The following is a 19,127-nucleotide window of genomic DNA, read 5'->3' as shown; positions in this document are numbered from 1 at the left end:
GCGCTCTCCCCGAGAAATCGACGTCGATCAGAGGAATCTAGGCTGCGTCGCGGATTCCTGTCGAGCCTTGGTTCGGAACCATCAACGGTTTCAGGCGGCCTGCGTTTCCCGCTGGGTTGCGCCGCCCGCGATCTCGGTCGGCGAGACCAGAACGTCCGTGACTGTCTTCAGCACCGCGCGCGCCACGCGCGCCAGTTCCTGAAGCTCCGGCGGCGCGTCGTCGGGCGCCTCGTCCACCGACCCTACCAGGCGCTCGGCCAGGGCCAGCAGCCGGGGCGAGGCCGCGATCAGGCGGGCCTGGAATTCGATCTGGTCGGGGTCGCGGTCATACTCCGCGCCGGGCACGCGCCATCCACCCCAGTCGGCCTTGTCGGTCACGACCACGGGATAGGTGCCGGGGAAGGGATGATGGGGACAGTCGTCCGCACTCTGCCACTTGTTGCGGGCCCGCATCAGCCGCCACGCCTCGCCCGTGTTGGCGGCGGGGTCCTCGGTCGGCAGCAGAAGTTCGTGCCCCAGGAATTCCCGGCCCAGGCCGACGTCGTAGGTGACGCGGACGGGTTCCTCGAATCCCTTGGCCCAGACGGGCTGGACCTTCTCGATCTGGGCCCATGCGCCGACGCATTCGACCCAGACCTTCTGTCCCTTCTGGAACTGCGCGCGCGCCATCCATGTCTCCCGATCCTGGACGCCCAGAGTGCGCCGTCGCGGATGAACAGCCGGTTCCGCGATAGGGTGAAGCAGACGTAAACGCCGGCTTCACCCGAGCCGGATCAGGCCCGCGAAATGTCTTCCAGCGCTTCGCCCGCGTACTTTTCCTTCACCCGGGTCGACAGGTCGCCCAGCGAGACGACCCCGACCAGACGGCTGTCCTTGTCCAGGACGGGCAGGCGGCGGATCTGCTTCGTACCCATGGCGTCCAGCACGGTCTTCAGGTCATCGTCGGCATTGGCCGTATGCGGATCACGGGTGATGTATTCCACCACCGGCGCGCTGGCCGCGGCGCCCTGGGCCAGGGCCCGGACGGTCAGGTCCCGGTCGGTGATCGTGCCGATCAGCGTGTCGCCGTCGGCCACCGGCATGAAGCCGAAATCGCCGGCCGCCATGCGCGAGGCGACCTCCTGGACGGTATCGCCCGGGCGGGCGACCTGGACGTCCTTGCTCATTACGTCGCGAACTTTCATCGGGTCTCTCCTTGGATGGGTTGCCGTCAAAACCCCCGCCCGCGCCGCCGGTTCCGGTTCAGCCACATGACTGCCAGACAACGAGGCCCTCAGGGTCGTGTCAGGCCCCGCGTGGTTTTCTGCCTCCACGGTCCGCTCCGGATCGGAAGGATGAGGAATACGACAATGAAAACCGCCATGATCCGGAAGGCCCTGCTTTCCACGCTGGCGGCGACGGCGGTCATGACGGCCACGCCGGCGCTGGCCCAGAACGTCACCTTCTCCATCGGCGTCGGCTCGCCGGGGTATGACCAGGGCTACGGCTACAACCGCGGCTACGGCAACGACCTGCAGTACCGCGCGCAGCGCCTCGCGCAGCAGATCAACCGCGTCGCCTACAACGGCCGCGTCAGCCGGGGCGAAGCCCGGCGCCTGGGCTGGGAGATGCAGCAGTACCGCAGCCTGGAATGGCGCTACGCCCGCGACGGCCGACTTGGCCAGCGGGAGTACGCGGCCCTGAGCTACCGTCTGGACCGCATCCAGGCCATGCTCCGGATGGACCGCCGCGACCGCTGGTAGGACCGGCGGGGAGAACAGAAGGCCGCCCCGGCGACGGGGCGGCCTTTCGTTTGTCCGGCTCTGCGGCTAAGCCGCAGCCTCGAACCGGAGATGACGATGACGGCGGCGAACGAGGCGAAGGCCATCCTGCAACGACTGGGTGTGGACGGGGCCGTCTGGGGCGGAGCGCTGACGACCCGCTCGCCGGTCGATGGCTCCAGCGCCGGCGCCCTGGCCGAAACAGGCGATCTCGAAGGCGTCACGGCCCGTTCCGTGACCGCCTTCCACGCATGGAAGCGCGTCCCGGCGCCCCGCCGCGGCGAACTGGTCCGCCTGCTGGGCGAGGAGTTGCGCGCGTCGAAGGACGACCTTGCGCGCCTGGTCACGCTGGAAGCCGGAAAGATCGTCTCCGAAGGCCTCGGCGAGGTTCAGGAGATGATCGACATCTGCGACTTCGCCGTCGGCCTGTCGCGCCAGCTGTACGGCCTCACCCTCGCCTCCGAACGTCCCGGCCACCACATGCGCGAGACGTGGCAGCCGCTGGGGCCGGTGCTGGTCATTTCGGCCTTCAACTTCCCGGTCGCGGTCTGGGCCTGGAACGCCTGCCTCGCCCTTGTCTGCGGCGATCCGGTGATCTGGAAGCCGTCTGAGAAAACGCCGCTGACGGCGCTGGCGACACAGGCCATCTTCGATCGCGCCGCCGCCCGCTTCGGGGACGCCCCCGAGAGTCTGTCCCAACTCGTGATCGGCGGCCGCGAGGCCGGCGAAACCCTGACCGCCGATCCGCGCATCGCTCTGGTTTCCGCCACCGGCTCGACCCGGATGGGCAAGGCCGTGGCCCGGACCGTGGCCGCCCGCCTCGGCCGCAGTCTGCTGGAACTCGGCGGCAACAACGCCATGATCGTGACCCCCAGCGCCGACCTCGACATGGCCGTCCGCGCCATCGCCTTCTCGGCCGTCGGCACCTGCGGCCAGCGCTGCACCACCCTGCGACGTCTGCTGGTGCACGAGAGCATCGCGGACGGCCTGATCGCCCGGCTGAAGGCGGCCTACGAAACCCTGCCCATCGGCGATCCGCGCGAGGCCGGGGTCCTGATCGGCCCGCTGATCGATGACGCGGCGGCGCACGGGTTCGAGACGGCCCTGTCGCAGGCTGTCGAACAGGGCGGCCAGATCGTCGTCGGCGGCGACCGGGTCCAGTGCGACGGCGTCTATGTCCATCCCGCCATCGTTCGTATGCCGGCCCAGACCGCGGTGGTTCAGCACGAGACCTTCGCCCCCATCCTCTACGTCCTGACCTGGTCTGATTTCGAAGAAGCCGTGGCCATGCAGAACGACGTCCCGCAGGGCCTGAGCTCCTGTGTCTTCACTGACAGTGTGCGCGAGGCGGAAGCCTTCCTGTCCGCCTGGGGTTCGGACTGCGGCATCGCCAACGTCAACATCGGCCCGTCCGGCGCCGAGATCGGCGGGGCCTTCGGCGGCGAAAAGGACACCGGCGGCGGTCGTGAATCCGGCTCTGACGCCTGGAAGGCCTATATGCGCCGCCAGACCCAGACGGTGAATTTTTCCACCAGCCTGCCGCTGGCCCAGGGCGTGAAGTTCGACGTTTGACCTGCTTCTCCCTCCCCCTTGTGGGGAGGGATGTCGGCGCGCAGCGACGACAGGGTGGGGCATGTCAGTCCGAGCTCCGGCCCCTTCGAACCCCACCCGGATGGCTTCGCCATCGTCCCTCCCCATGCAGGGGGAGGGAGAGCTACAGCGCGTCTTTCAGTGCGGCGGCCAGGTCGCCCTTGCCGACCACCTCGACGCTCTCCAGCCCCAACCACCCCGCCATCCGCCGCAGCTCCGCCGCCAGCCGCACGGCTGTTTCCGCCGTCGCGTCCGGCTCGCGCCACGCCGCCTGCACCAGCAGTCTCGCCGCCTTGCGGTCCGACTTCAGATCGACCCGCGCCGTGATCGCCTCGTCCTCGAGGAAGGGCAGGACGTAATAGCCGTGGGCCCGCTTGTGGGCCGGGGTGTAGATTTCCAGCCGCACCTTCACGTCGAACAGGCGCTCGGTCCGGTCGCGCGCCCAGATCAGATTGTCGAAGGGCGACAGCAGGGCCGCACCGGCCACCTTGCGCGGCGTCCTTGCGCCGACGGCGACATAGGCCGGCTGCCGCCATCCTTTCACTGACACCGGCGTCAGCTCCCCGGCCTCGACCAGCTCCGCCACCCGTTCGCGCGTGTCGGCCAGCGGCAGCCGGAAATAGTCCCGCAGATCGGCTCCCGTCGCCACCCCCATGGCCCGCGCCGAAATGCGCACCAGTTCGCGCTGGGCGTCCGCGTCGTCGGGTGTCGGCAGGTCGACGATCCGGGCGGGCAGGGCCCGTTCCGTCAGGTCATAGACCCGCTCGAAGCCATTGCGCGTCTTCGTGGTGATCAGTCCGGACCAGAACAACCATTCCAGCGCCCGCTTGCCGTCTGACCATGACCACCAGCCGGGCGCCCCGCGCGGACCCTCCGCGAAGTCCGCGCCGGTCACCGGTCCGCGCCGTTCGATCCGGGCCAGGACCCCGTCGATATAGTCCCGTTTCTCGCGTCCGAACCGGGACAGCCCGGTCCACATGGCCCCGCCGCGCGCCCGCTCCATCCGCCAGCGCAGCAGCGGCTGCATCTCCAGCGGCAACAGCGACGCCTCATGTCCCCAGTATTCGAACAGACCGCGGCGCGCCCCCCAGGCCTCGGCCTCCAGCGCCTCGCGCGGATAGTCGCCCAGCCGCGAGAAGGCAGGCAGATAGTGGGTCCGCGTCACCACATTGACGCTGTCGATCTGGATCACGCCCAGGCGGCGCGCGACGTCGCGGACATGGGTCCGTCCGGGCGCCGCCGGGCGGAGCTTGCCGAAGCCCTGGGCGGCCAGGGCGATGCGGCGTGCGGTTCTGGGGGAGAGGGTTTCGGTCACGTCAGGAAGCTATGCGGGATCGATAGCCGGCGCGACCCTCGTCCTTCTCCCCTCGGGGGAGAAGGTGTCAGGCGCGGCCTGACGGATGAGGGGGCTGGCTCGGTTCGCTCGCCAGCCGCCGTGTCGTATCGGCGAAAGCCCCCTCATCCGAGCCGCTTCGCGGCCCACCTTCTCCCCCGAGGGGAGAAGGGAATCGTTACGGCCTCGCCCGCGCCGGCAGCCCCTGCGCCGCCCTGACCATCTGCACGAACTCGGCCCGTTCACCGTACGGGTCCTCGCCGCGCGCCCCTTGCGCCTGTTCGAGGATGTCGTTCCAGCCATAGCCTTCCGCCATCCACGGATCGCCTCGCAGCCGCTGGCCGAAGGCCGCGACCGCCATGGCCCAGCGCGTGCTTTCCGGCGGCTGGGCGCTGACCCGGCCGCCCCCGGCGTTGGACAGCACATGCTGCATCAGCCGCGAGTCCCGCTCGCCCGGCAGCTTGTAGCGCACCTGGACGAAGCCGACCTCGCCGTCCGGATCGCCGCCGCCGACGCCGATCCGGTTCTGGTCATAGCGCCGCTCCGGAATCTGGCTGGGACCGCCGACCGGCGTGATCTCGTAGAGCGCCGTGACCGAGGCGCCGGACCCGACCTCGCCCGCGTCGATGCGGTCGTTGGCGAAATCCTCCTCGTTCAGCAACCGGGTCTCGTAGCCGATCAGGCGATATTCGCTGACCCGCGCCGGATTGAACTCGACCTGGATCTTGACGTCGTCGGCGATGGGGAAGGCGCCCCTTCCGAAGGCCGGGCCGAACAGCCGCCGCGCCTCGTTCAGGTCGTCGACATAGGCCGCCACGCCGTTGCCCGCCTGGGCGATCGTCTGCATCCGGTCGTCCTGGTAGTTGCCGCGCCCGAAGCCGTAGACCGACAGATAGATGCCCGTGCCCCGCTTGGCGGCGACATAGTCCTCGATCCGCTGGTTGTCGGTCACGCCGACGTTGAAGTCGCCGTCGGTGAACATCAGGATCCGGTTGACCTTGTCGCGGCCGAAGGCGGCCTCGGCCTGCTGGTAGGCGTTGACCATCCCCTGCGCCCCGGCGGTCGAGCCGCCGGCGTTCAGCGTCTCGACGGCGCAGCGCAGCTTCAGCTTCTGGTCGCCGGGCGTGGGCCCCACGGCGGTGCCGACGTCCGAGGCGTAGAAGGTGACAGCCACCCGGTCCTGCGGCCGCAGCCGGTCGATGATCAGGTTCATCGACTTCTTCGCCAGCGCCAGCTTGTCGGCCGTCTGCATCGAGCCGGAGACGTCGACCATGAAGGTCAGGTTCAGGGGCCGCTGCTCGTCGGCGGGCAGCTCATAGCCCTGCAGGCCCACATGCACGATCTGACGGCCCGGCGACCACGGCGAGGCCGCGACCGCCGTGGTGACGGCGAACGGCTGGGTCGCCGAGGCCGGGCGGTCATAGCCGTAGTCGAAATAATTGATCATCTCCTCGACCCGCACGGCGTCGGCGGGCGGGGCGCGGCCCTCGTCGATGAAGCGCCGGACATTGGAATAGCTGGCCGTGTCGACGTCGATCGAGAAGGTCGAGACCGGCTCGTCGGCCACCCGCCGGACCGGATTGGGCGTGGCGTCGGGATAGCGTTCGGTGTCGGGTTGCGTGATCCGGCCGATGACCGGAGGAGAGGCAGGGGCGAGCCGGTCCTGGCGCTGGGTGGGCGCTATGGCGAGGGTCCCGTTCGCTGCGACATAGGCCGGCGGTGGCGGTGGCGGAGGCGGAGGTGGGGGAGCCATTGGCATGGGCGGGGGCGGTCCGCCCGTGACCGGCGCGCCGGGGGTTATGCGGCTGCCCGTGACCACGACGTGCTCCAGCGATGTCCGGTCGGGAATGTTGAAGCCGAAGGGCGCGCAGGCCGCGGCGGAGACCACGCCGTCCGACGGTTTGTCGGGATCGATCGGCCTCCCGCCGGACTGCGCCAGCGCGCCGGGGGCGACGGGAGACGCCAACGCCAGGCTCATCACCCCGGCCATGGCCTGTTTCAGCGGAACGACGGTCATCGGCGCATCTCTCCTAGGTTGTCAGATCATCATGAGGCGGACCCGTCTCGGGCGAAACTGTGGCGTTCTCGGCGGACGGCGTTCGACAATCGCGGGGTGGCGCAACCGCGCATCACCCCCCACTATCCGGCCTCGCAACAGGGGACCGGCATGCACGAGACGACCAGCATGGGTCTGGGCCACGCGGTGGCCCTGCTGGCCGCCATGGTCGTGGCCGCCACCCTGTTCCGCCGTTTCGGTCTGGGCGCCGTGCTCGGCTATCTCGCCGCCGGCCTGCTGATCGGGCCTTCGGTGCTGGGCGTGGTGGACGATCCGGAGTCGGTGCTGCACGTCGCCGAGTTCGGCGTGGTCATGTTCCTGTTCATCATCGGACTGGAGATGCGGCCCGCCCGTTTGTGGAGCCTGCGCAAGGAGATATTCGGTCTGGGCGCCGTCCAGGTCCTGGCCTGCGCCATCCTGCTGACAGGCATCGCCATGCTGGCCGGGCTGGCCTGGCACGCCGCCGTCATCGCCGGTTTCGGCTTCGCCCTGTCGTCCACCGCAATCGTCATGCAGCTGCTGGAAGAGCGCAACGAGAACGCCGACCCCGCGGGGCAGCGGGTGGTCTCGATACTGCTGTTCGAAGACCTCGCCATCGTGCCGCTGCTGGCCCTGATCGCGGTTCTGGCCGGGACCTACGGCTCGGCGGTCGAGACCGGCAATCCGATCTGGATGACCATCGGTCTGGCCGTGGCCGCCGTGGCCCTGGTCTATGTCGCCGGCCGGTGGGTGGTGAACCCCTTCTTCCGCCTGCTGGCCCGTTACGGCGGGCGCGAGGTCATGACCATGGGCGCCCTTCTGGTCGTGCTGGGCGCGGCCTGGGCCATGAACCTCGGCGGGCTGTCGATGGCCATGGGGGCCTTCCTGGCCGGCGTGCTGCTGTCGGAATCGACCTTCCGCCATCAGCTCGAGGCGGACGTGGAGCCGTTCCGGGGTCTCCTGCTGGGTCTGTTCTTCCTCAGCGTCGGCATGTCGCTGGACCTGCGTGTCGTGGTCGCCGACTGGGCCTGGGTGCTGGGCGGGCTGGCCGCCTTCATGACCGCCAAGATGGTCGCGGTCTACGCCGTGGCCCGGCTCAGGCAGAAGCACGGCGAAGGCCTGCTGCGCGCCGCCCTGATGGGCGAGGGGGGCGAGTTCGCCTTCGTTCTGTATTCCACCGCCTTCGTCCTGGGCCTGTTCGACGCCCGAACGGCCGCGATCCTGTCGGCGGTGGTCATCCTGTCCATGGCCCTGACTCCGCTCCGGGTCATGCTGGCCGACCGGCTGCGGCCCGACGAATCCCTGTCGGCGGACGACGCGGATGGCGTGGACCACGCCCGCGACCTGCGCGAGCGCGTGCTGATCATCGGCTTCGGCCGTTTCGCCCAGGTGGTGTCCCAACCCCTGCTGGCGCGCGATGTCGATGTCTCCATCATCGATACGGACGTCGAGATGATCCAGGCCGCCGGCACGTTCGGCTTCAAGGTCTATTACGGCGACGGCTCGCGGCTGGACGTGCTGCGCGCTTCCGGCGCCGGGAAGGCGGAGACCATTCTGGTCTGCGTCGACAAGCCCGAGGTCGCCGACCAGATCGTGTCGGTGGTCAAGGAAGCCTTCCCCCTGACCAAACTGTTCGTCCGCGCCTTCGACCGCGGCCACTCCATCCGCCTCGTCCAGGCCGGCGTCGAATACCAGCTGCGCGAGACCTTCGAGAGCGCCCTGGTGTTCGGCTATCAGGTGCTGATCGACCTGGGCTTCTCCGAGGAGGAGGCGCGCGACACCATCGAGGACGTGCGTCGCCGCGACGAGGCGCGCTTCGACCTTCAGCTGGCCGAAGGCATCCGGGGGGGCCGCTCGTTGATGCGCGGCAACATCCGCACCACCCGTCCCGAGCCCTATGTCAAACCCCGCCGCGAGGGCCAGGCGCTCAACGAGGAAGCCGCCGAGGCGCTGGAGGACGGCGAGGAGCGGCAGAAGGCCGGCGTCTGATGTCGCATCGGCCGCCGCTTTGGTGTAGAGCCCGCGCCCGATGAACCGCCGCCTCTCGATCGCGCCCATGATGGACTGGACCGACCGGCATTGCCGGGCGTTCCATCGCGCCCTGACGACGAACGCCCTGCTCTACACCGAGATGGTCACGGCCCCGGCGATCCTGCACGGCGACCACCAGCGCCTGCTGGGCTTCGACGCGGTCGAGCATCCGGTGGCGTTGCAACTCGGCGGTTCCGATCCGGATCAGCTGGCCGAGGCCGCCCGCATCGGCGCGGCCTTCGGCTATGACGAGATCAATCTGAACGTCGGCTGCCCCTCCGACCGGGTCCAGTCCGGCCGCTTCGGCGCCTGCCTGATGCGCGAGCCGCAGCTGGTCGCGGACTGCATGGCCGCCATCAAGGACGCCGTCTCCGTCCCCGCCACGGTCAAATGCCGCATCGGCGTCGACGATCAGGACCCGCGGGTCTCGCTGTTCGAAACCGTCGACGCCTGCGCCGCCGCCGGGATCGGGACCTTCATCGTCCACGCCCGCATGGCCTGGCTGAAGGGTCTGTCGCCCAGGGAGAACCGCGACGTGCCCCCGCTCGACTATGCGCTGGTGCGGCGGCTGAAGCGCGAGCGGCCGCATCTGTCGATCTCGATCAACGGCGGAATCGCCTCGCTGGACGAGGCCGAGGCGCATCTGGACGCCCATGACGATCCTGGCGACGGGGTCCGGCTGGACGGCGTCATGCTGGGCCGCGCCGCCTATCACGAGCCCGCCATTCTCGGCCAGGCCGACCGTCGCCTGTATGGCGCGGCGACGCCCGATGTCGACGCCTTCGGAGCCATCGACGCCTACCGTCCCTACATGGCCGCGCGTCTGGCCGAGGGCGTCCATCTGGCGGCCATGACCCGCCACATGCTGGGCGTGATGCACGGCCGCGCCGGGGCCCGCGCCTTCCGCCGCATCCTGACCGTCGAGGCCATTCGCCCGGGCGCCGGGCTCGAGGTTGTGGACAAGGCTGTGGACGCCGTGCGTGAGGCCGAGTCCCGCCTGGACCGGCGTGGCGAGGCCGCCTGATGCACCGGAGTCACAGCCCGCGCGGATGACGCGTCCGAGAGGGTTAAAGCGGGAACGCCACGGCGGCGCTTCGCATTGCTTCAGGTCAGGAGACCTGAACCCATGACCAAGAACCCGACCGCCAAACCCGACCTTCGCCTGGTCGCGGCCGAGTCCGAAATCTACGATCTGATGCGCGCGCCCGAGACCACTTCGGACCGCGTCAAACGGCTTCAGATGGAAGCCCGCGCCCTCGCGGTTGAACAGGTCGAGGCCCTGGAAAAGGTCCTGATGCAGGCCTCCGCCATGGCGGAGGAGATCGCCCGGGGAGGCGACGCCTATCCCGTCGGCGCCCGCGAACTGGCGGGCCGGCTGGCGTCCGACCTGCCCGCCAGGGCGCAAACCCTGAAGGCCATCGTCGGCCGCAGCCTCTAGGCCGGCCCTGGATCGTTCCGGTCGCGGATGCGCCGCGCCAGCCGGAACACCAGCACCGCGAAGACGACCATCACGATGGGGATCAGGATCGGCGCCAGAAACGCGATCATCACCGTCACGAAGGCCAGGAAATCCTCGACCAGCGACACCACTGGATTGCCCAGCCCTGCGGTCATGGCCGTCGATCCCACCCGCACCCCCGTCTGCGCCGCGTTGAAGGCCAGGGCCGCCGGCGCGCCGACGATGATCCCGGCGATGGCCGCGGCCGCCGGGTCCACGCCCCAGAACACGCTGCCCGCCGCCACGGCCCCCGCCACCGGTCGGGTGACATAGCCGACGGCGTTCAGCGCGTGGTCGATGGCCGGCACCTTGTCGCCCGCGAACTCGGCGACCGTGGCGGTGGTCAGGGCCGCGATGGCCGGCCACGAGACCAGCCAGTCCATCTGATCGATCAGACGCACGCCGAACATCTCGAACCGCGCCGCCAACGCCAGCATCAGCAGCGGCAGAAAGGTCCGCAGGCCCGTCGCCGACGCCAGTCCCAGCCCCAGCAGGGCAGGCAGGATCCAGGTCTGCAACGGCCCCGCGGCGGCGCTGACGGAAGACAGGTCGAGGTCGGGCATGGGGCGGCTCCGTATCGTCAAACATGACAATGCGCGGGAACGCCTGCCCGCTCCATCGGCTATTCCGTCAAACCCGATGGGGAGGATTTCAGGCGACGATGTCGTCGAATTCCGGGTGGCGTTTCAGCCAGGCGACGGCGTAGCTGCAGCGCGGCTGAAGCTTCAACTGTTCCGCCCGCGCATGTTCGGCCAGCGCCTGCATGAACCGACCCGCCGCGCCCGAACCTCGCAGCGCCGGATCAGCCTCGACATGCAGGATCACCCGCGTCGATCCCTGCACGGCATAGTCGGCGAACACCGTCCGCAACTGACCGTCGGCGTCCGTGAAGCCCTGCTCGAATCTGTGTTCGTCTCGAACGTCGCGGAACTCGGTCATCTCGGTGCTCTCGTGTTTGCCGGCGGACAGGGGGCCAACACGGCGGCCGGGAGGGTGTTCCCCCTTCAATCACCGAAATGCGGATTTTGGCGCCGGTCGTGACGCCGCCGCCTCAGGCGATCAGGGGGCCTTGTCGTCGAACAGACGGATCAGGCCGATGATGCTCTTGATCGTGAACCAGACGGTCAGGAAAAACAGCGCCAGGCCCAGCAGCAGCGCCAGCGGCACCAGGACGATCCCCGTCACGGGCGCGGCGAAGAAGCTGATCCCGCAGATGGCGATCCCGATCCACAGCAGGATGGTCCACCAGAACACCGACCAGAACAGGCCGATCTGGGCCTCGATGTGCGCCCGGGCCAGGCCGGTGGCGCCGCCCCGTCCGGCATAGGCGACGATCAGGCCGACGATCACCAGCAGGTTCGCGCTGGGCAGGGACAGGATGTACAGCCCCCAGGCGATCAGCGCCGCCGGCTTGCCCTCGGACTCATGGCCCGGGCGCGGTTCTATCGCCTTGCCCGCGACGGGATTCGCATCGGCCATGGGTCGTCTCTCCGTCAGATCCACCAGCCGCGCGGATCAGCGATCGGCTGGCCGGACTTCAGCGTCCAAACGCCCGAAGCGCCGCGAAGCACCAGCCACAGCGCCAGAAGGAACAGAATCGGCACGCCCAGGGCGAACGGCGCGGCCAGAAGGATCAGGCCGGCCACGGTCGCGACGGCGGCGGTCCACAGGGTGCGCTGCTGGTAGATGAAGTGCGAGCGCGACAGTGCATCGTCCGGCCCCGAACGGCCCGTCACGGCCAGCAGGCCGACCACGGCCGACACCCCCACCGTCGGCACGGCGAACAGGATCAGGGCATAGACCGCATACAGACCCATTCCTCCGTTGGGCAGGTCGGCGCCGGGATCGCGGCGGCGTCGGCGCATCGGCGTCTCGGGAGACAGCTCGAACACGGACCCCGCCTCGACGGGCCTCGCGGCCGGCTCGGCGGGAGCGGCGACGGCAGCCGGCTCGGGCGCGGCCGCGACCGGTTCAGGCTGCGCCGGGGCCGACGTCCAGACCGTGCGTGTCTCGAACAGATCGGGCTCGGGCGCTGGTTCGGGCTGAACCTCCGGCTCCGGCTCGGCTTCGGACGCCGGCGGAAGCTCCGGCTCGATCGCCGCTGTCGGTTCCGCATCGTCCGCGGCGCCCGCCGCCGGCTCGCGCGTGCGGCCCTGCAGCGACGCCGGGGAGGCGAAGCCGATCAGGTCGTCGTGATCGTCAGCATTCGAGGGATCGCCCGGTTCGGCCATCAACGGGTCCTTGTCGTCTGGTCCAAGGTATGACGGCCCCTCGCGCCCCGCGCAACCGCCCAGTCCCAAGGCGCGGTCAGCGCGAAAGCACGACCTCGCAACCCGCCGCCGCCGCGCCGTCCAGCGCCCCGGGCTTCTCGATTCGCACGGCGCAGCGCCGCACCCGCGGATCCGTCAGGCAGGCGGTCGCCAGCCGCTGGGCGAAGGTCTCGACCAGGCCCACATGGCCCTCGGCGACGATGGCGCGCGCGGCCGCGGCCACGGTCTCGTAGTTGACGGTGTCGCCCAGTCGTTCGACCGGCTCCGGCGACAGCTCCAGCGTCACGTCGATGACCAGCCGCTGCAGCCGTCCCAGCTCATGGTCGTGGATGCCGATTCCGGCCTCGAGCGTCAGCCCGCGAACGAACACCGTCAGCCCCTCCAGACGGGGGGCGCCGGCGCCGGCAAAGGGCAGGGGGGTTACGCTCACGGCCTACTCCAGGATGTCCGGGGTGCGCCACGCCAGATGCTGGCCCCCGTCGACGGCGATCATCTGGCCCGTCACCAGTTCCGCGTCCACCAGCCAGCGCACGGCCTGGGCCACGGCTTCAGGGCTGCCGGCGCGTTGCAGAGGCACGGCGCGGGCCTCGGCTTCGAAGTCAGCCGCGCTCTGGTGCACCGAGGGCAGGGTCGGCCCGGGCCCGACGCCATTGACGCGAATGCGGGGGGCCAGCGCCTGCGCCAGCGTCCGCGTGGCCCACCACAGACCGTTCCGCGACAGGGCGTAGGAGATGAAGCGGGGATCGGGCTTCAGCACCCTCTGGTCCAGCAGGTTTACGATCGCGGACCCGTCCGGCGCCTGTCCGGCAAAGGCCTCGGCCAGCACGATCGGCGCGCGCAGATTGGTCTCGATATGGGCGTCCCAGGTGTCGCGGCCCAGCGACCCGACCCGGTCGTCCTCGAAAACAGAGGCGTTGTTGACCAGCACGGCCAGCGGCCCGCCGATAGCCTCGGCGGCGGCGGGGACCAGCGTCGTCACCTGCGCCTCGACGGCCAGATCGGCCTTTACGGTCGCGGCCTTGCGGCCGAGCGCGCGAATCTCTTCGGCGACCGCTTCGGCCGCCTCTTCCGACGCACAATAGTGGATGACGACGTCAAAGCCGGCTCGCGCCAGCTCAAGGGCGATCGCGCGCCCGATCCGCTTGCCGCCGCCCGTAACCAGCGCGGCGCCGGAACGGACGGGGTGGTCAGTCAACCCGGCCGAACTCGATGAAGTTGATGACGGCGATAACCGCGACGAAACCGAGGATGATGTAGAGGGCCAGCATGGAAAGCTCCTTGAACGCCGCCCGCAATAAAGCGCCGCGCCCCGCTGTTCAAGGATGGCGGGGCGCGATCGTTGGGCGCGACCGGAATCTTGACCGGTGCGGCGTGCCGGCCGGGATGATACAGGCGACGGAATGAACCCCGCGCTTTTCTCGATGATCGCCGTCATTCTCGCGGGCGGCGCCACCGCCCTTCAGGCCCCGACGAACGCCAGGCTGATGGGCGCCGTCGGCTCGCCGGTGAACGCCGCCTTCGTCTCGTTCGCCGTCGGTACGGCGGCCCTGGGCATCGTCGCCATGATCCTGCAGGCGAAGCCGGACATCACGGCCGCCCGCGCCCTGCCCTGGTACGCCTGGGTCGGCGGCCTGTACGGCGCGATCTTCGTCGTCGCCGCGGCCTGGGGCGTGCCGCGTCTGGGGGTCGCCCTGACCATCACCCTGATGGTCGCCGGACAGCTGCTCGCCGGTCTGATGCTCGACCATTTCGGCGCCTTCGGCGTACCGAAAGCTCCGATCAGCCTCGGCCGCGCCGCCGGCGTCGCCCTGGTTCTGGCCGGTGTGCTTATGGTCCGCCGCTTCTAGGCCTATATCGGTCCCGATGACCGAGGAGACCTTGCCCGCCGATTCGCCGCCGACCGCCCTGGTCGCGGCCGACCTGATCCGCGACGAGGCGCGGCGGGCGCCCGACAAACCGGGCGTCTACCGCATGTACGGCGAGGACGGAACCTGCCTCTATGTCGGCAAGGCGCGCTCGATCAGGAAGCGCATCCTCCAGTACGCCCAGGGCCGGTTCCACACCCAGCGCATCGGCCTGATGGTCTCCCTGACCCGCTCGATGGAGCTGGTCATCACCGCCTCCGAGACCGAGGCCCTGCTGCTCGAATCCAGCTTCATCAAACAGCTCAAGCCGCGCTTCAACGTCGTGCTGCGCGACGACAAGTCGTTCGCCGAGCTGATGATCCGCAAGGACCACCGGGCCCCACAGGTCCGAAAGCATCGCGGGGCCCACACCACGCCCGGCGACTATTTCGGCCCCTTCGCCTCGACCTGGGCGGTCAACCGGACCCTGAACACCCTGCAGAAGGCCTTCCTGCTCCGGTCGTGCTCGGACAGCGTCTATGAGACCCGCACCCGGCCCTGCATGCTGCACCAGATCAAGCGCTGTTCGGCCCCCTGCACCGGTCTGATCTCGCTCGAGGACTACGCCGGTCTGGTCGACGAGGCCTCGGCCTTCCTGAAGGGCAAGTCGCGCGCCGTCATCGCCCGCCTGTCCGACGAGATGAGCGCCGCCGCCGAGGCCATGGACTATGAACAGGCCGCCCGCGTCCGCGACCGTATCCGCGCCCTGTCGGCCATCTCGATGGAAAATTCCGTCAGCGCCGACGGCGTCGCCGAGGCCGACGTCTTCGCCCTGTTCTCCGAGGGCGGTCAGGCCTGCGTCCAGGTCTTCTTCTACCGCGGCGGCCAGAACTGGGGCGGCCGGGCCTATTTCCCGCGCGTCGACAAGACCGACACCGACCCCGAAATCCTCGCCGCCTTCCTCGGCCAGTTCTACGAGGACAAGCCGATCCCGCGCCTGATCCTGTCCAATGTCCGGCCGCACGAGCTGGAGCTGCTGGAAGAGGCCTTCTCGATGAAGGCCGAACGCAAGGTCGAGATCGCGCGGCCGATGCGCGGGGACAAGCTCGGCCTCGTCGACCACGCCCTGACCAACGCCCGCGAGGCGCTGGGCCGCAAGATGGCCGAGGGCTCGGCCCAGGGCAAAATCCTCGACGAGGTGTGCGAGGCCTTCGGCCTGGACAGCCGGCCCGAGCGGATCGAGATCTACGACAACGCCCACATCCAGGGGACCAACGCCGTCGGCGGCATGGTCGTGGCCGGGCCCGAGGGCTTCCAGAAGTCGCAATATCGCAAGTTCAACATCCGCGGCGAGGACCTGACCCCCGGCGACGACTACGGCATGATGCGCGAGGTCATGCGCCGCCGCTTCTCGCGCCTCGTGAAGGACGAGGACGCCGGCGAGGAGGTGGTCCGCCCCGACCTGCTGCTGATCGACGGCGGCGCCGGCCAGCTGGCCGAGGTGCTGGCCGTGCTGGCCGATCTGGGTCTGGACGACATCACCGCCGTCGGCGTGGCCAAGGGGCCGGACCGCGACGCGGGCATGGAGCGGTTCTTCATGCCGGGCCGCCCGCCCTTCATGCTGCCCCTGAAATCGCCGGCCCTCTACTACATCCAGCGCCTGCGCGACGAGGCCCATCGCTTCGCCAACGGCGCCCACCGCACCCGCCGCTCGATGGACATCAAGAAGAACCCCCTCGACGAAATCGAGGGCGTCGGCCCCGGCCGCAAGAAGGCCCTGCTGCACGCCTTCGGCTCGGCCAAGGGCGTCGGCCGCGCCTCGGTGGTCGATCTGGTCAAGGTCGAGGGCATCAACCAGCCCATGGCCGAACGCATTCACGCCTTCTTCCATCCGGCGGCGCAGCGCTGAGTCAGCGGGTGTTTGTGCAGCACCCTCAGTTATCGGGTACGGTGCGCGCGGCTGTATCGGGAATGCGCCCTGAGCGCCGGTCGGACTGGATCATGCGATGGAACCCACATCCGGCAAGCTGCGCCGCGCGGCGATGTTCAAGCGGCTGGGCCCAGGGGTCATAACGGGCGCGGCTGACGACGATCCGAGCGGCATCGCCACCTATTCGCAAGCGGGCGCGCAGTTTGGCGTCAACATGCTCTGGTCCATGGTGTTCCTGTATCCGCTGGTGTCCTCGATCCAGCTGATCAGCGCCCGGATCGGCCGCGTCACCGGACACGGGCTCGCCGCCAATCTGCGTCGGGTGTTTCCCCAGCCTGTGGTGACCGGCCTGGTCGCGCTGTTGTTCATCGCCAACACGATCAACATCGGCGCGGACCTCGCCGCCATGGGCGCGGCGGCGGAGCTGGCCCTGGGCTGGGGGCGTCACGTCTTCACCCTGATCTTCGCGGGCCTGTCCCTGACGCTTCAGATCCTGGTGCCCTATCACCGCTATGTCCGCTTCCTCAAATGGCTGACGCTGGCGCTTCTGGCGTATTTCGCGGTCGCGCTGACGGTGCATATCGACTGGGGCGAAGTCGCGCGGCGCACGGTCATGCCGCAACTCGCGCTCACCGGGGCGACGGTGACGATGATCGTGGCGCTCTTCGGCACCACGATCAGCCCCTATCTGTTGTTCTGGCAGGCGTCAGAGGAAGTCGAGGACGAAGAAGCCGATCCGACGACCGACCCGCTGATCGACCATCCCGAGCAGGGGCCGGCCCAGCTCAGCCGCATTCGCTGGGACACCTATTTCGGCATGGGCTTCGCCAATCTGGCCGCCTTCTTCATCATCCTGACCACGGCTGTGACCTTGCACGCCGCAGGCGTGACCAACATCCAGACATCCGCCGACGCCGCCCGCGCCCTGCGTCCGATCGCGGGCGACCTGGCCTATGCGCTGTTCAGCATGGGCGTCATCGGCACAGGCCTGCTCGCGGTGCCCGTGCTGGCGGGATCGGCCGCCTACGCCGTGTGTGAATCGCGGGGCTGGCCCGTCGGGCTCGAGCACAAGCCTCGCGACGCCATAGGCTTCTACACGGTGATCGGCCTGGCGGTGCTGGTGGGCGTGGCGATCGATTATTCGCCGCTGGACCCGATCAAGGCGCTGTTCTGGAGCGCCGTTGTCAACGGCGTGATCGCGGTGCCGCTGATGGCGGCGATGATGATCGTCGCGTCGCGTCGCGACGAAATGGGCGTGTTTGTCGCCCCGCTGCCGCTGCGCGTCATGGGCTGGTTCGCCACCGCCTGCATGGGCGCCGCGGCGGTTACGATGTTCGTCATGAGCTGGCGGTGACCCTCTCCCCCAATGAGCGCGGATTGCCTATACCGATCCCATGACCGACGAATCCCGCGACGCCCTGCTCTCCGGTTACCGCCGCTTCCGTGAAGACCACTGGCCCGAGGCCCGGGCCGAATACGAAGCGCTCGCCGCCGATGGCCAGAAGCCGCACACCCTGGTCGTGGCCTGTTCCGACAGCCGCGCCGATCCCGCCCTGATCTTCGACACGGCGCCCGGCCAGCTGTTCGTGGTCCGCAACGTCGCCAATCTGGTCCCGCCCTATGAACCCGACGGCCATCTGCACGGCGTCTCGGCGGCGCTGGAGTTCGGGGTCAAGGTGCTGAACGTCTCGCGCATCATGGTCATGGGCCACGCTCTCTGCGGCGGCGTGAACGCCATGATCCACGGCGCGCCCGCGGACTGCCAGGACTTCGTCGCCCCCTGGGTGGCGCAGGGCGCGTCGGCCGTCCGCCGCGTCTGCGAGGAATGCCCGCCCGAGGATCTCATGCAGGCCGCCGAGGAGGCCGTGGTTCGCCTGTCGCTGGACAATCTGCGCACCTTCCCGTGGATCGCCGAACGCGAGGCGGCGGGCACGCTGGCGCTCAGCGGCGTCCATTTCGGCATCGCCGACGGGATTCTGCGCTCCCTGCGCGGCGCCCGGTTCGAGGTGCTGGGCTAGGTCGGCGAGACCAGACGTCTCGCTTCATGCAGCGAAGCGTGGCAGATCGCGTTGAGGTATCGGAGCGCCCCCAATGACACCCAATCCCCACGCCAATCCCATTCCGAACATCCTGACCGGCCTGCGTCTGATCGCGGGGGTCATCATGTTCCTGATCCTGGCCGGGGCGGCGCCGCAGGGCATTCCGTTCCTGTCCGAGTATCTGAGCCCCGACGACCAGTTCCGCTTCGGCCGCACCGCCTTCGTCATCTTCGTGGTCGCCGCCTCGACCGACTGGGTCGACGGCTTCCTGGCCCGCCGCTGGCACGCCACGACCCGCTGGGGCGCCATCCTCGATCCGATCGCCGACAAGGTGCTGGTCACGGGGGCCATCCTGGGCGTCCTGGCCTGGGGCGCCCTGCCGCAGATCGCCATCCCCTGCGGCCTGATCCTGTTCCGCGAGTTCGCCGTCTCGGCCCTGCGCGAGACCGTCGCCGGCAAGGTCAAGCTGCCGGTCACCCTGCTGGCCAAGTGGAAGACGGTGCTGCAGATGGTCGCCCTCGGCTGCCTTCAGATCGCCCTGCTGTGGGACGGCTTCGGCCTGCCGCTGGAGTGGCAGCCTCACTTCCAGGTCTTCGCCTACATCCTGATCTGGCTGGCCGCCGTCGTCACCCTGTGGACCGGCTGGCAGTATTTCTCGAAGGCCCAGCAGAAGATGAGCCAGCTGTAGGAAGCAGTGGCTAGTGGCTAGTGATTAGTGACTTGCGCTGGTTGGGCGTCGTGCGCCACTAGCCACTAGCCACTAGCCACTAGCCACTAGCCACTAGCCACTAGCCACT

Annotated in this window: 20 protein-coding genes; 10 read left to right on the top strand and 10 right to left on the bottom strand. The window is 69.2% G+C overall.

Translation table 11 applies throughout. The features are described 5' to 3' along the window. Positions 1–90: 90 nt before the first annotated feature. Positions 91–669 carry a hypothetical protein gene (locus PSV23_RS04215; RefSeq protein ID WP_300466271.1) on the bottom strand — a complete coding sequence of 193 codons (579 nt, stop codon included), beginning with the start codon at positions 667–669 and terminating at the stop codon, positions 91–93. A gap of 104 nt (positions 670–773) precedes the next feature. Further along, entirely contained in the window at positions 774–1,184 is a 411-nt protein-coding gene (locus PSV23_RS04210) for a CBS domain-containing protein (RefSeq protein WP_300466270.1), read from the bottom strand. A gap of 165 nt (positions 1,185–1,349) precedes the next feature. Between PSV23_RS04210 and PSV23_RS04205 the strand changes: the two genes are divergently transcribed. Beyond that, entirely contained in the window at positions 1,350–1,742 is a 393-nt protein-coding gene (locus PSV23_RS04205) for a hypothetical protein (RefSeq protein ID WP_300466269.1), read from the top strand. Between the two features lie 96 nt (positions 1,743–1,838). Next, positions 1,839–3,332 (top strand): aldehyde dehydrogenase family protein, encoded by a 1,494-nt coding sequence (locus PSV23_RS04200; protein WP_370460996.1) that lies wholly within the window; start codon positions 1,839–1,841, stop codon positions 3,330–3,332. A 142-nt stretch (positions 3,333–3,474) separates the two neighbouring features. On the opposite strand, the gene PSV23_RS04195 is transcribed toward PSV23_RS04200, so the two are convergent. Next, the gene (locus PSV23_RS04195; RefSeq protein ID WP_300466267.1) at positions 3,475–4,665 is read right to left on the bottom strand and encodes a winged helix-turn-helix domain-containing protein; all 1,191 of its coding nucleotides are present in this window, start codon (positions 4,663–4,665) and stop codon (positions 3,475–3,477) included. Between the two features lie 196 nt (positions 4,666–4,861). Continuing rightward, complete coding sequence (locus PSV23_RS04190) at positions 4,862–6,700, bottom strand: von Willebrand factor type A domain-containing protein (RefSeq protein ID WP_300466266.1); 1,839 nt, start codon at positions 6,698–6,700, stop codon at positions 4,862–4,864. Between the two features lie 150 nt (positions 6,701–6,850). Here PSV23_RS04190 and PSV23_RS04185 point away from each other — a divergent pair, with 150 nt between their 5' ends. From PSV23_RS04185 to PSV23_RS04175, 3 genes are all read left to right on the top strand, one after another. Continuing rightward, complete coding sequence (locus tag PSV23_RS04185) at positions 6,851–8,707, top strand: monovalent cation:proton antiporter-2 (CPA2) family protein (RefSeq protein WP_300466265.1); 1,857 nt, start codon at positions 6,851–6,853, stop codon at positions 8,705–8,707. Between the two features lie 40 nt (positions 8,708–8,747). After that, positions 8,748–9,773 carry a tRNA dihydrouridine(20/20a) synthase DusA gene (dusA, locus tag PSV23_RS04180; RefSeq protein ID WP_300466264.1) on the top strand — a complete coding sequence of 342 codons (1,026 nt, stop codon included), beginning with the start codon at positions 8,748–8,750 and terminating at the stop codon, positions 9,771–9,773. Between the two features lie 102 nt (positions 9,774–9,875). After that, entirely contained in the window at positions 9,876–10,187 is a 312-nt protein-coding gene (locus tag PSV23_RS04175; RefSeq protein WP_300466263.1) for a hypothetical protein, read from the top strand. Here the strand turns inward: PSV23_RS04175 and PSV23_RS04170 are convergent. From PSV23_RS04170 to PSV23_RS04145, 6 genes are all read right to left on the bottom strand, one after another. Further along, entirely contained in the window at positions 10,184–10,810 is a 627-nt protein-coding gene (locus tag PSV23_RS04170; protein ID WP_300466262.1) for a DUF4126 domain-containing protein, read from the bottom strand. The genes PSV23_RS04175 and PSV23_RS04170 overlap by 4 nt on opposite strands. 88 nt (positions 10,811–10,898) lie before the next feature. Then, the gene (locus PSV23_RS04165; protein ID WP_300466261.1) at positions 10,899–11,186 is read right to left on the bottom strand and encodes a GNAT family N-acetyltransferase; all 288 of its coding nucleotides are present in this window, start codon (positions 11,184–11,186) and stop codon (positions 10,899–10,901) included. A 120-nt stretch (positions 11,187–11,306) separates the two neighbouring features. Continuing rightward, positions 11,307–11,726, bottom strand: a complete 420-nt coding sequence (locus tag PSV23_RS04160; RefSeq protein WP_300466260.1) for a hypothetical protein — start codon at positions 11,724–11,726, stop codon at positions 11,307–11,309. Positions 11,727–11,740: 14 nt separating this feature from the next. Then, positions 11,741–12,478 carry a hypothetical protein gene (locus PSV23_RS04155; protein WP_300466259.1) on the bottom strand — a complete coding sequence of 246 codons (738 nt, stop codon included), beginning with the start codon at positions 12,476–12,478 and terminating at the stop codon, positions 11,741–11,743. A gap of 76 nt (positions 12,479–12,554) precedes the next feature. Continuing rightward, positions 12,555–12,947, bottom strand: a complete 393-nt coding sequence (gene folB, locus PSV23_RS04150) for a dihydroneopterin aldolase (RefSeq protein WP_300466258.1) — start codon at positions 12,945–12,947, stop codon at positions 12,555–12,557. A 3-nt stretch (positions 12,948–12,950) separates the two neighbouring features. Next, a complete protein-coding gene (locus tag PSV23_RS04145) occupies positions 12,951–13,712 on the bottom strand; it encodes an SDR family oxidoreductase (RefSeq protein ID WP_300466257.1) in 762 nt (253 codons plus the stop codon). Between the two features lie 205 nt (positions 13,713–13,917). On the opposite strand from PSV23_RS04145, the gene PSV23_RS04140 reads away from it, so the two are divergent. The 5 genes from PSV23_RS04140 (at position 13,918) to pgsA (ending at position 19,018) form a co-directional block, all read left to right on the top strand. Then, positions 13,918–14,364: a DMT family transporter gene (locus PSV23_RS04140; RefSeq protein ID WP_300466256.1), complete on the top strand. Its 447-nt coding sequence runs from the start codon at positions 13,918–13,920 to the stop codon at positions 14,362–14,364. Positions 14,365–14,380: 16 nt separating this feature from the next. Continuing rightward, entirely contained in the window at positions 14,381–16,270 is a 1,890-nt protein-coding gene (uvrC, locus tag PSV23_RS04135) for an excinuclease ABC subunit UvrC (protein ID WP_300466255.1), read from the top strand. Positions 16,271–16,367: 97 nt separating this feature from the next. Continuing rightward, entirely contained in the window at positions 16,368–17,645 is a 1,278-nt protein-coding gene (locus PSV23_RS04130; protein ID WP_300466254.1) for a divalent metal cation transporter, read from the top strand. Between the two features lie 40 nt (positions 17,646–17,685). Beyond that, entirely contained in the window at positions 17,686–18,309 is a 624-nt protein-coding gene (locus PSV23_RS04125) for a carbonic anhydrase (RefSeq protein ID WP_300466253.1), read from the top strand. A 73-nt stretch (positions 18,310–18,382) separates the two neighbouring features. Beyond that, entirely contained in the window at positions 18,383–19,018 is a 636-nt protein-coding gene (pgsA, locus tag PSV23_RS04120; protein ID WP_300466252.1) for a CDP-diacylglycerol--glycerol-3-phosphate 3-phosphatidyltransferase, read from the top strand. Positions 19,019–19,127: the final 109 nt, after the last annotated feature.

It is taken from the genome of Brevundimonas sp. (assembly GCF_029946145.1).
GTDB lineage: Bacteria > Pseudomonadota > Alphaproteobacteria > Caulobacterales > Caulobacteraceae > Brevundimonas.
Note: the sequence above shows the minus strand (reverse complement) of the source record. Positions and strands in the feature narration are given on the sequence as shown.

Bases quoted from the DNA above. Each gene is read 5' to 3' on its own strand.
- PSV23_RS04205 (WP_300466269.1), top strand. From the start codon at position 1,350: ATGAAAACCGCCATGATCCGGAAGGCCCTGCTTTCCACGCTGGCGGCG.
- dusA (WP_300466264.1), top strand. From the start codon at position 8,748: ATGAACCGCCGCCTCTCGATCGCGCCCATGATGGACTGGACCGACCGG.
- PSV23_RS04185 (WP_300466265.1), top strand. From the start codon at position 6,851: ATGCACGAGACGACCAGCATGGGTCTGGGCCACGCGGTGGCCCTGCTG.
- PSV23_RS04140 (WP_300466256.1), top strand. From the start codon at position 13,918: ATGAACCCCGCGCTTTTCTCGATGATCGCCGTCATTCTCGCGGGCGGC.
- PSV23_RS04215 (WP_300466271.1), bottom strand. From the start codon at position 669: ATGGCGCGCGCGCAGTTCCAGAAGGGACAGAAGGTCTGGGTCGAATGC.
- PSV23_RS04125 (WP_300466253.1), top strand. From the start codon at position 17,686: ATGACCGACGAATCCCGCGACGCCCTGCTCTCCGGTTACCGCCGCTTC.
- uvrC (WP_300466255.1), top strand. From the start codon at position 14,381: ATGACCGAGGAGACCTTGCCCGCCGATTCGCCGCCGACCGCCCTGGTC.
- PSV23_RS04200 (WP_370460996.1), top strand. From the start codon at position 1,839: ATGACGGCGGCGAACGAGGCGAAGGCCATCCTGCAACGACTGGGTGTG.
- PSV23_RS04190 (WP_300466266.1), bottom strand. From the start codon at position 6,700: ATGACCGTCGTTCCGCTGAAACAGGCCATGGCCGGGGTGATGAGCCTG.
- PSV23_RS04160 (WP_300466260.1), bottom strand. From the start codon at position 11,726: ATGGCCGATGCGAATCCCGTCGCGGGCAAGGCGATAGAACCGCGCCCG.
- pgsA (WP_300466252.1), top strand. From the start codon at position 18,383: ATGACACCCAATCCCCACGCCAATCCCATTCCGAACATCCTGACCGGC.
- PSV23_RS04165 (WP_300466261.1), bottom strand. From the start codon at position 11,186: ATGACCGAGTTCCGCGACGTTCGAGACGAACACAGATTCGAGCAGGGC.
- PSV23_RS04175 (WP_300466263.1), top strand. From the start codon at position 9,876: ATGACCAAGAACCCGACCGCCAAACCCGACCTTCGCCTGGTCGCGGCC.
- PSV23_RS04170 (WP_300466262.1), bottom strand. From the start codon at position 10,810: ATGCCCGACCTCGACCTGTCTTCCGTCAGCGCCGCCGCGGGGCCGTTG.
- PSV23_RS04130 (WP_300466254.1), top strand. From the start codon at position 16,368: ATGGAACCCACATCCGGCAAGCTGCGCCGCGCGGCGATGTTCAAGCGG.
- PSV23_RS04155 (WP_300466259.1), bottom strand. From the start codon at position 12,478: ATGGCCGAACCGGGCGATCCCTCGAATGCTGACGATCACGACGACCTG.
- PSV23_RS04210 (WP_300466270.1), bottom strand. From the start codon at position 1,184: ATGAAAGTTCGCGACGTAATGAGCAAGGACGTCCAGGTCGCCCGCCCG.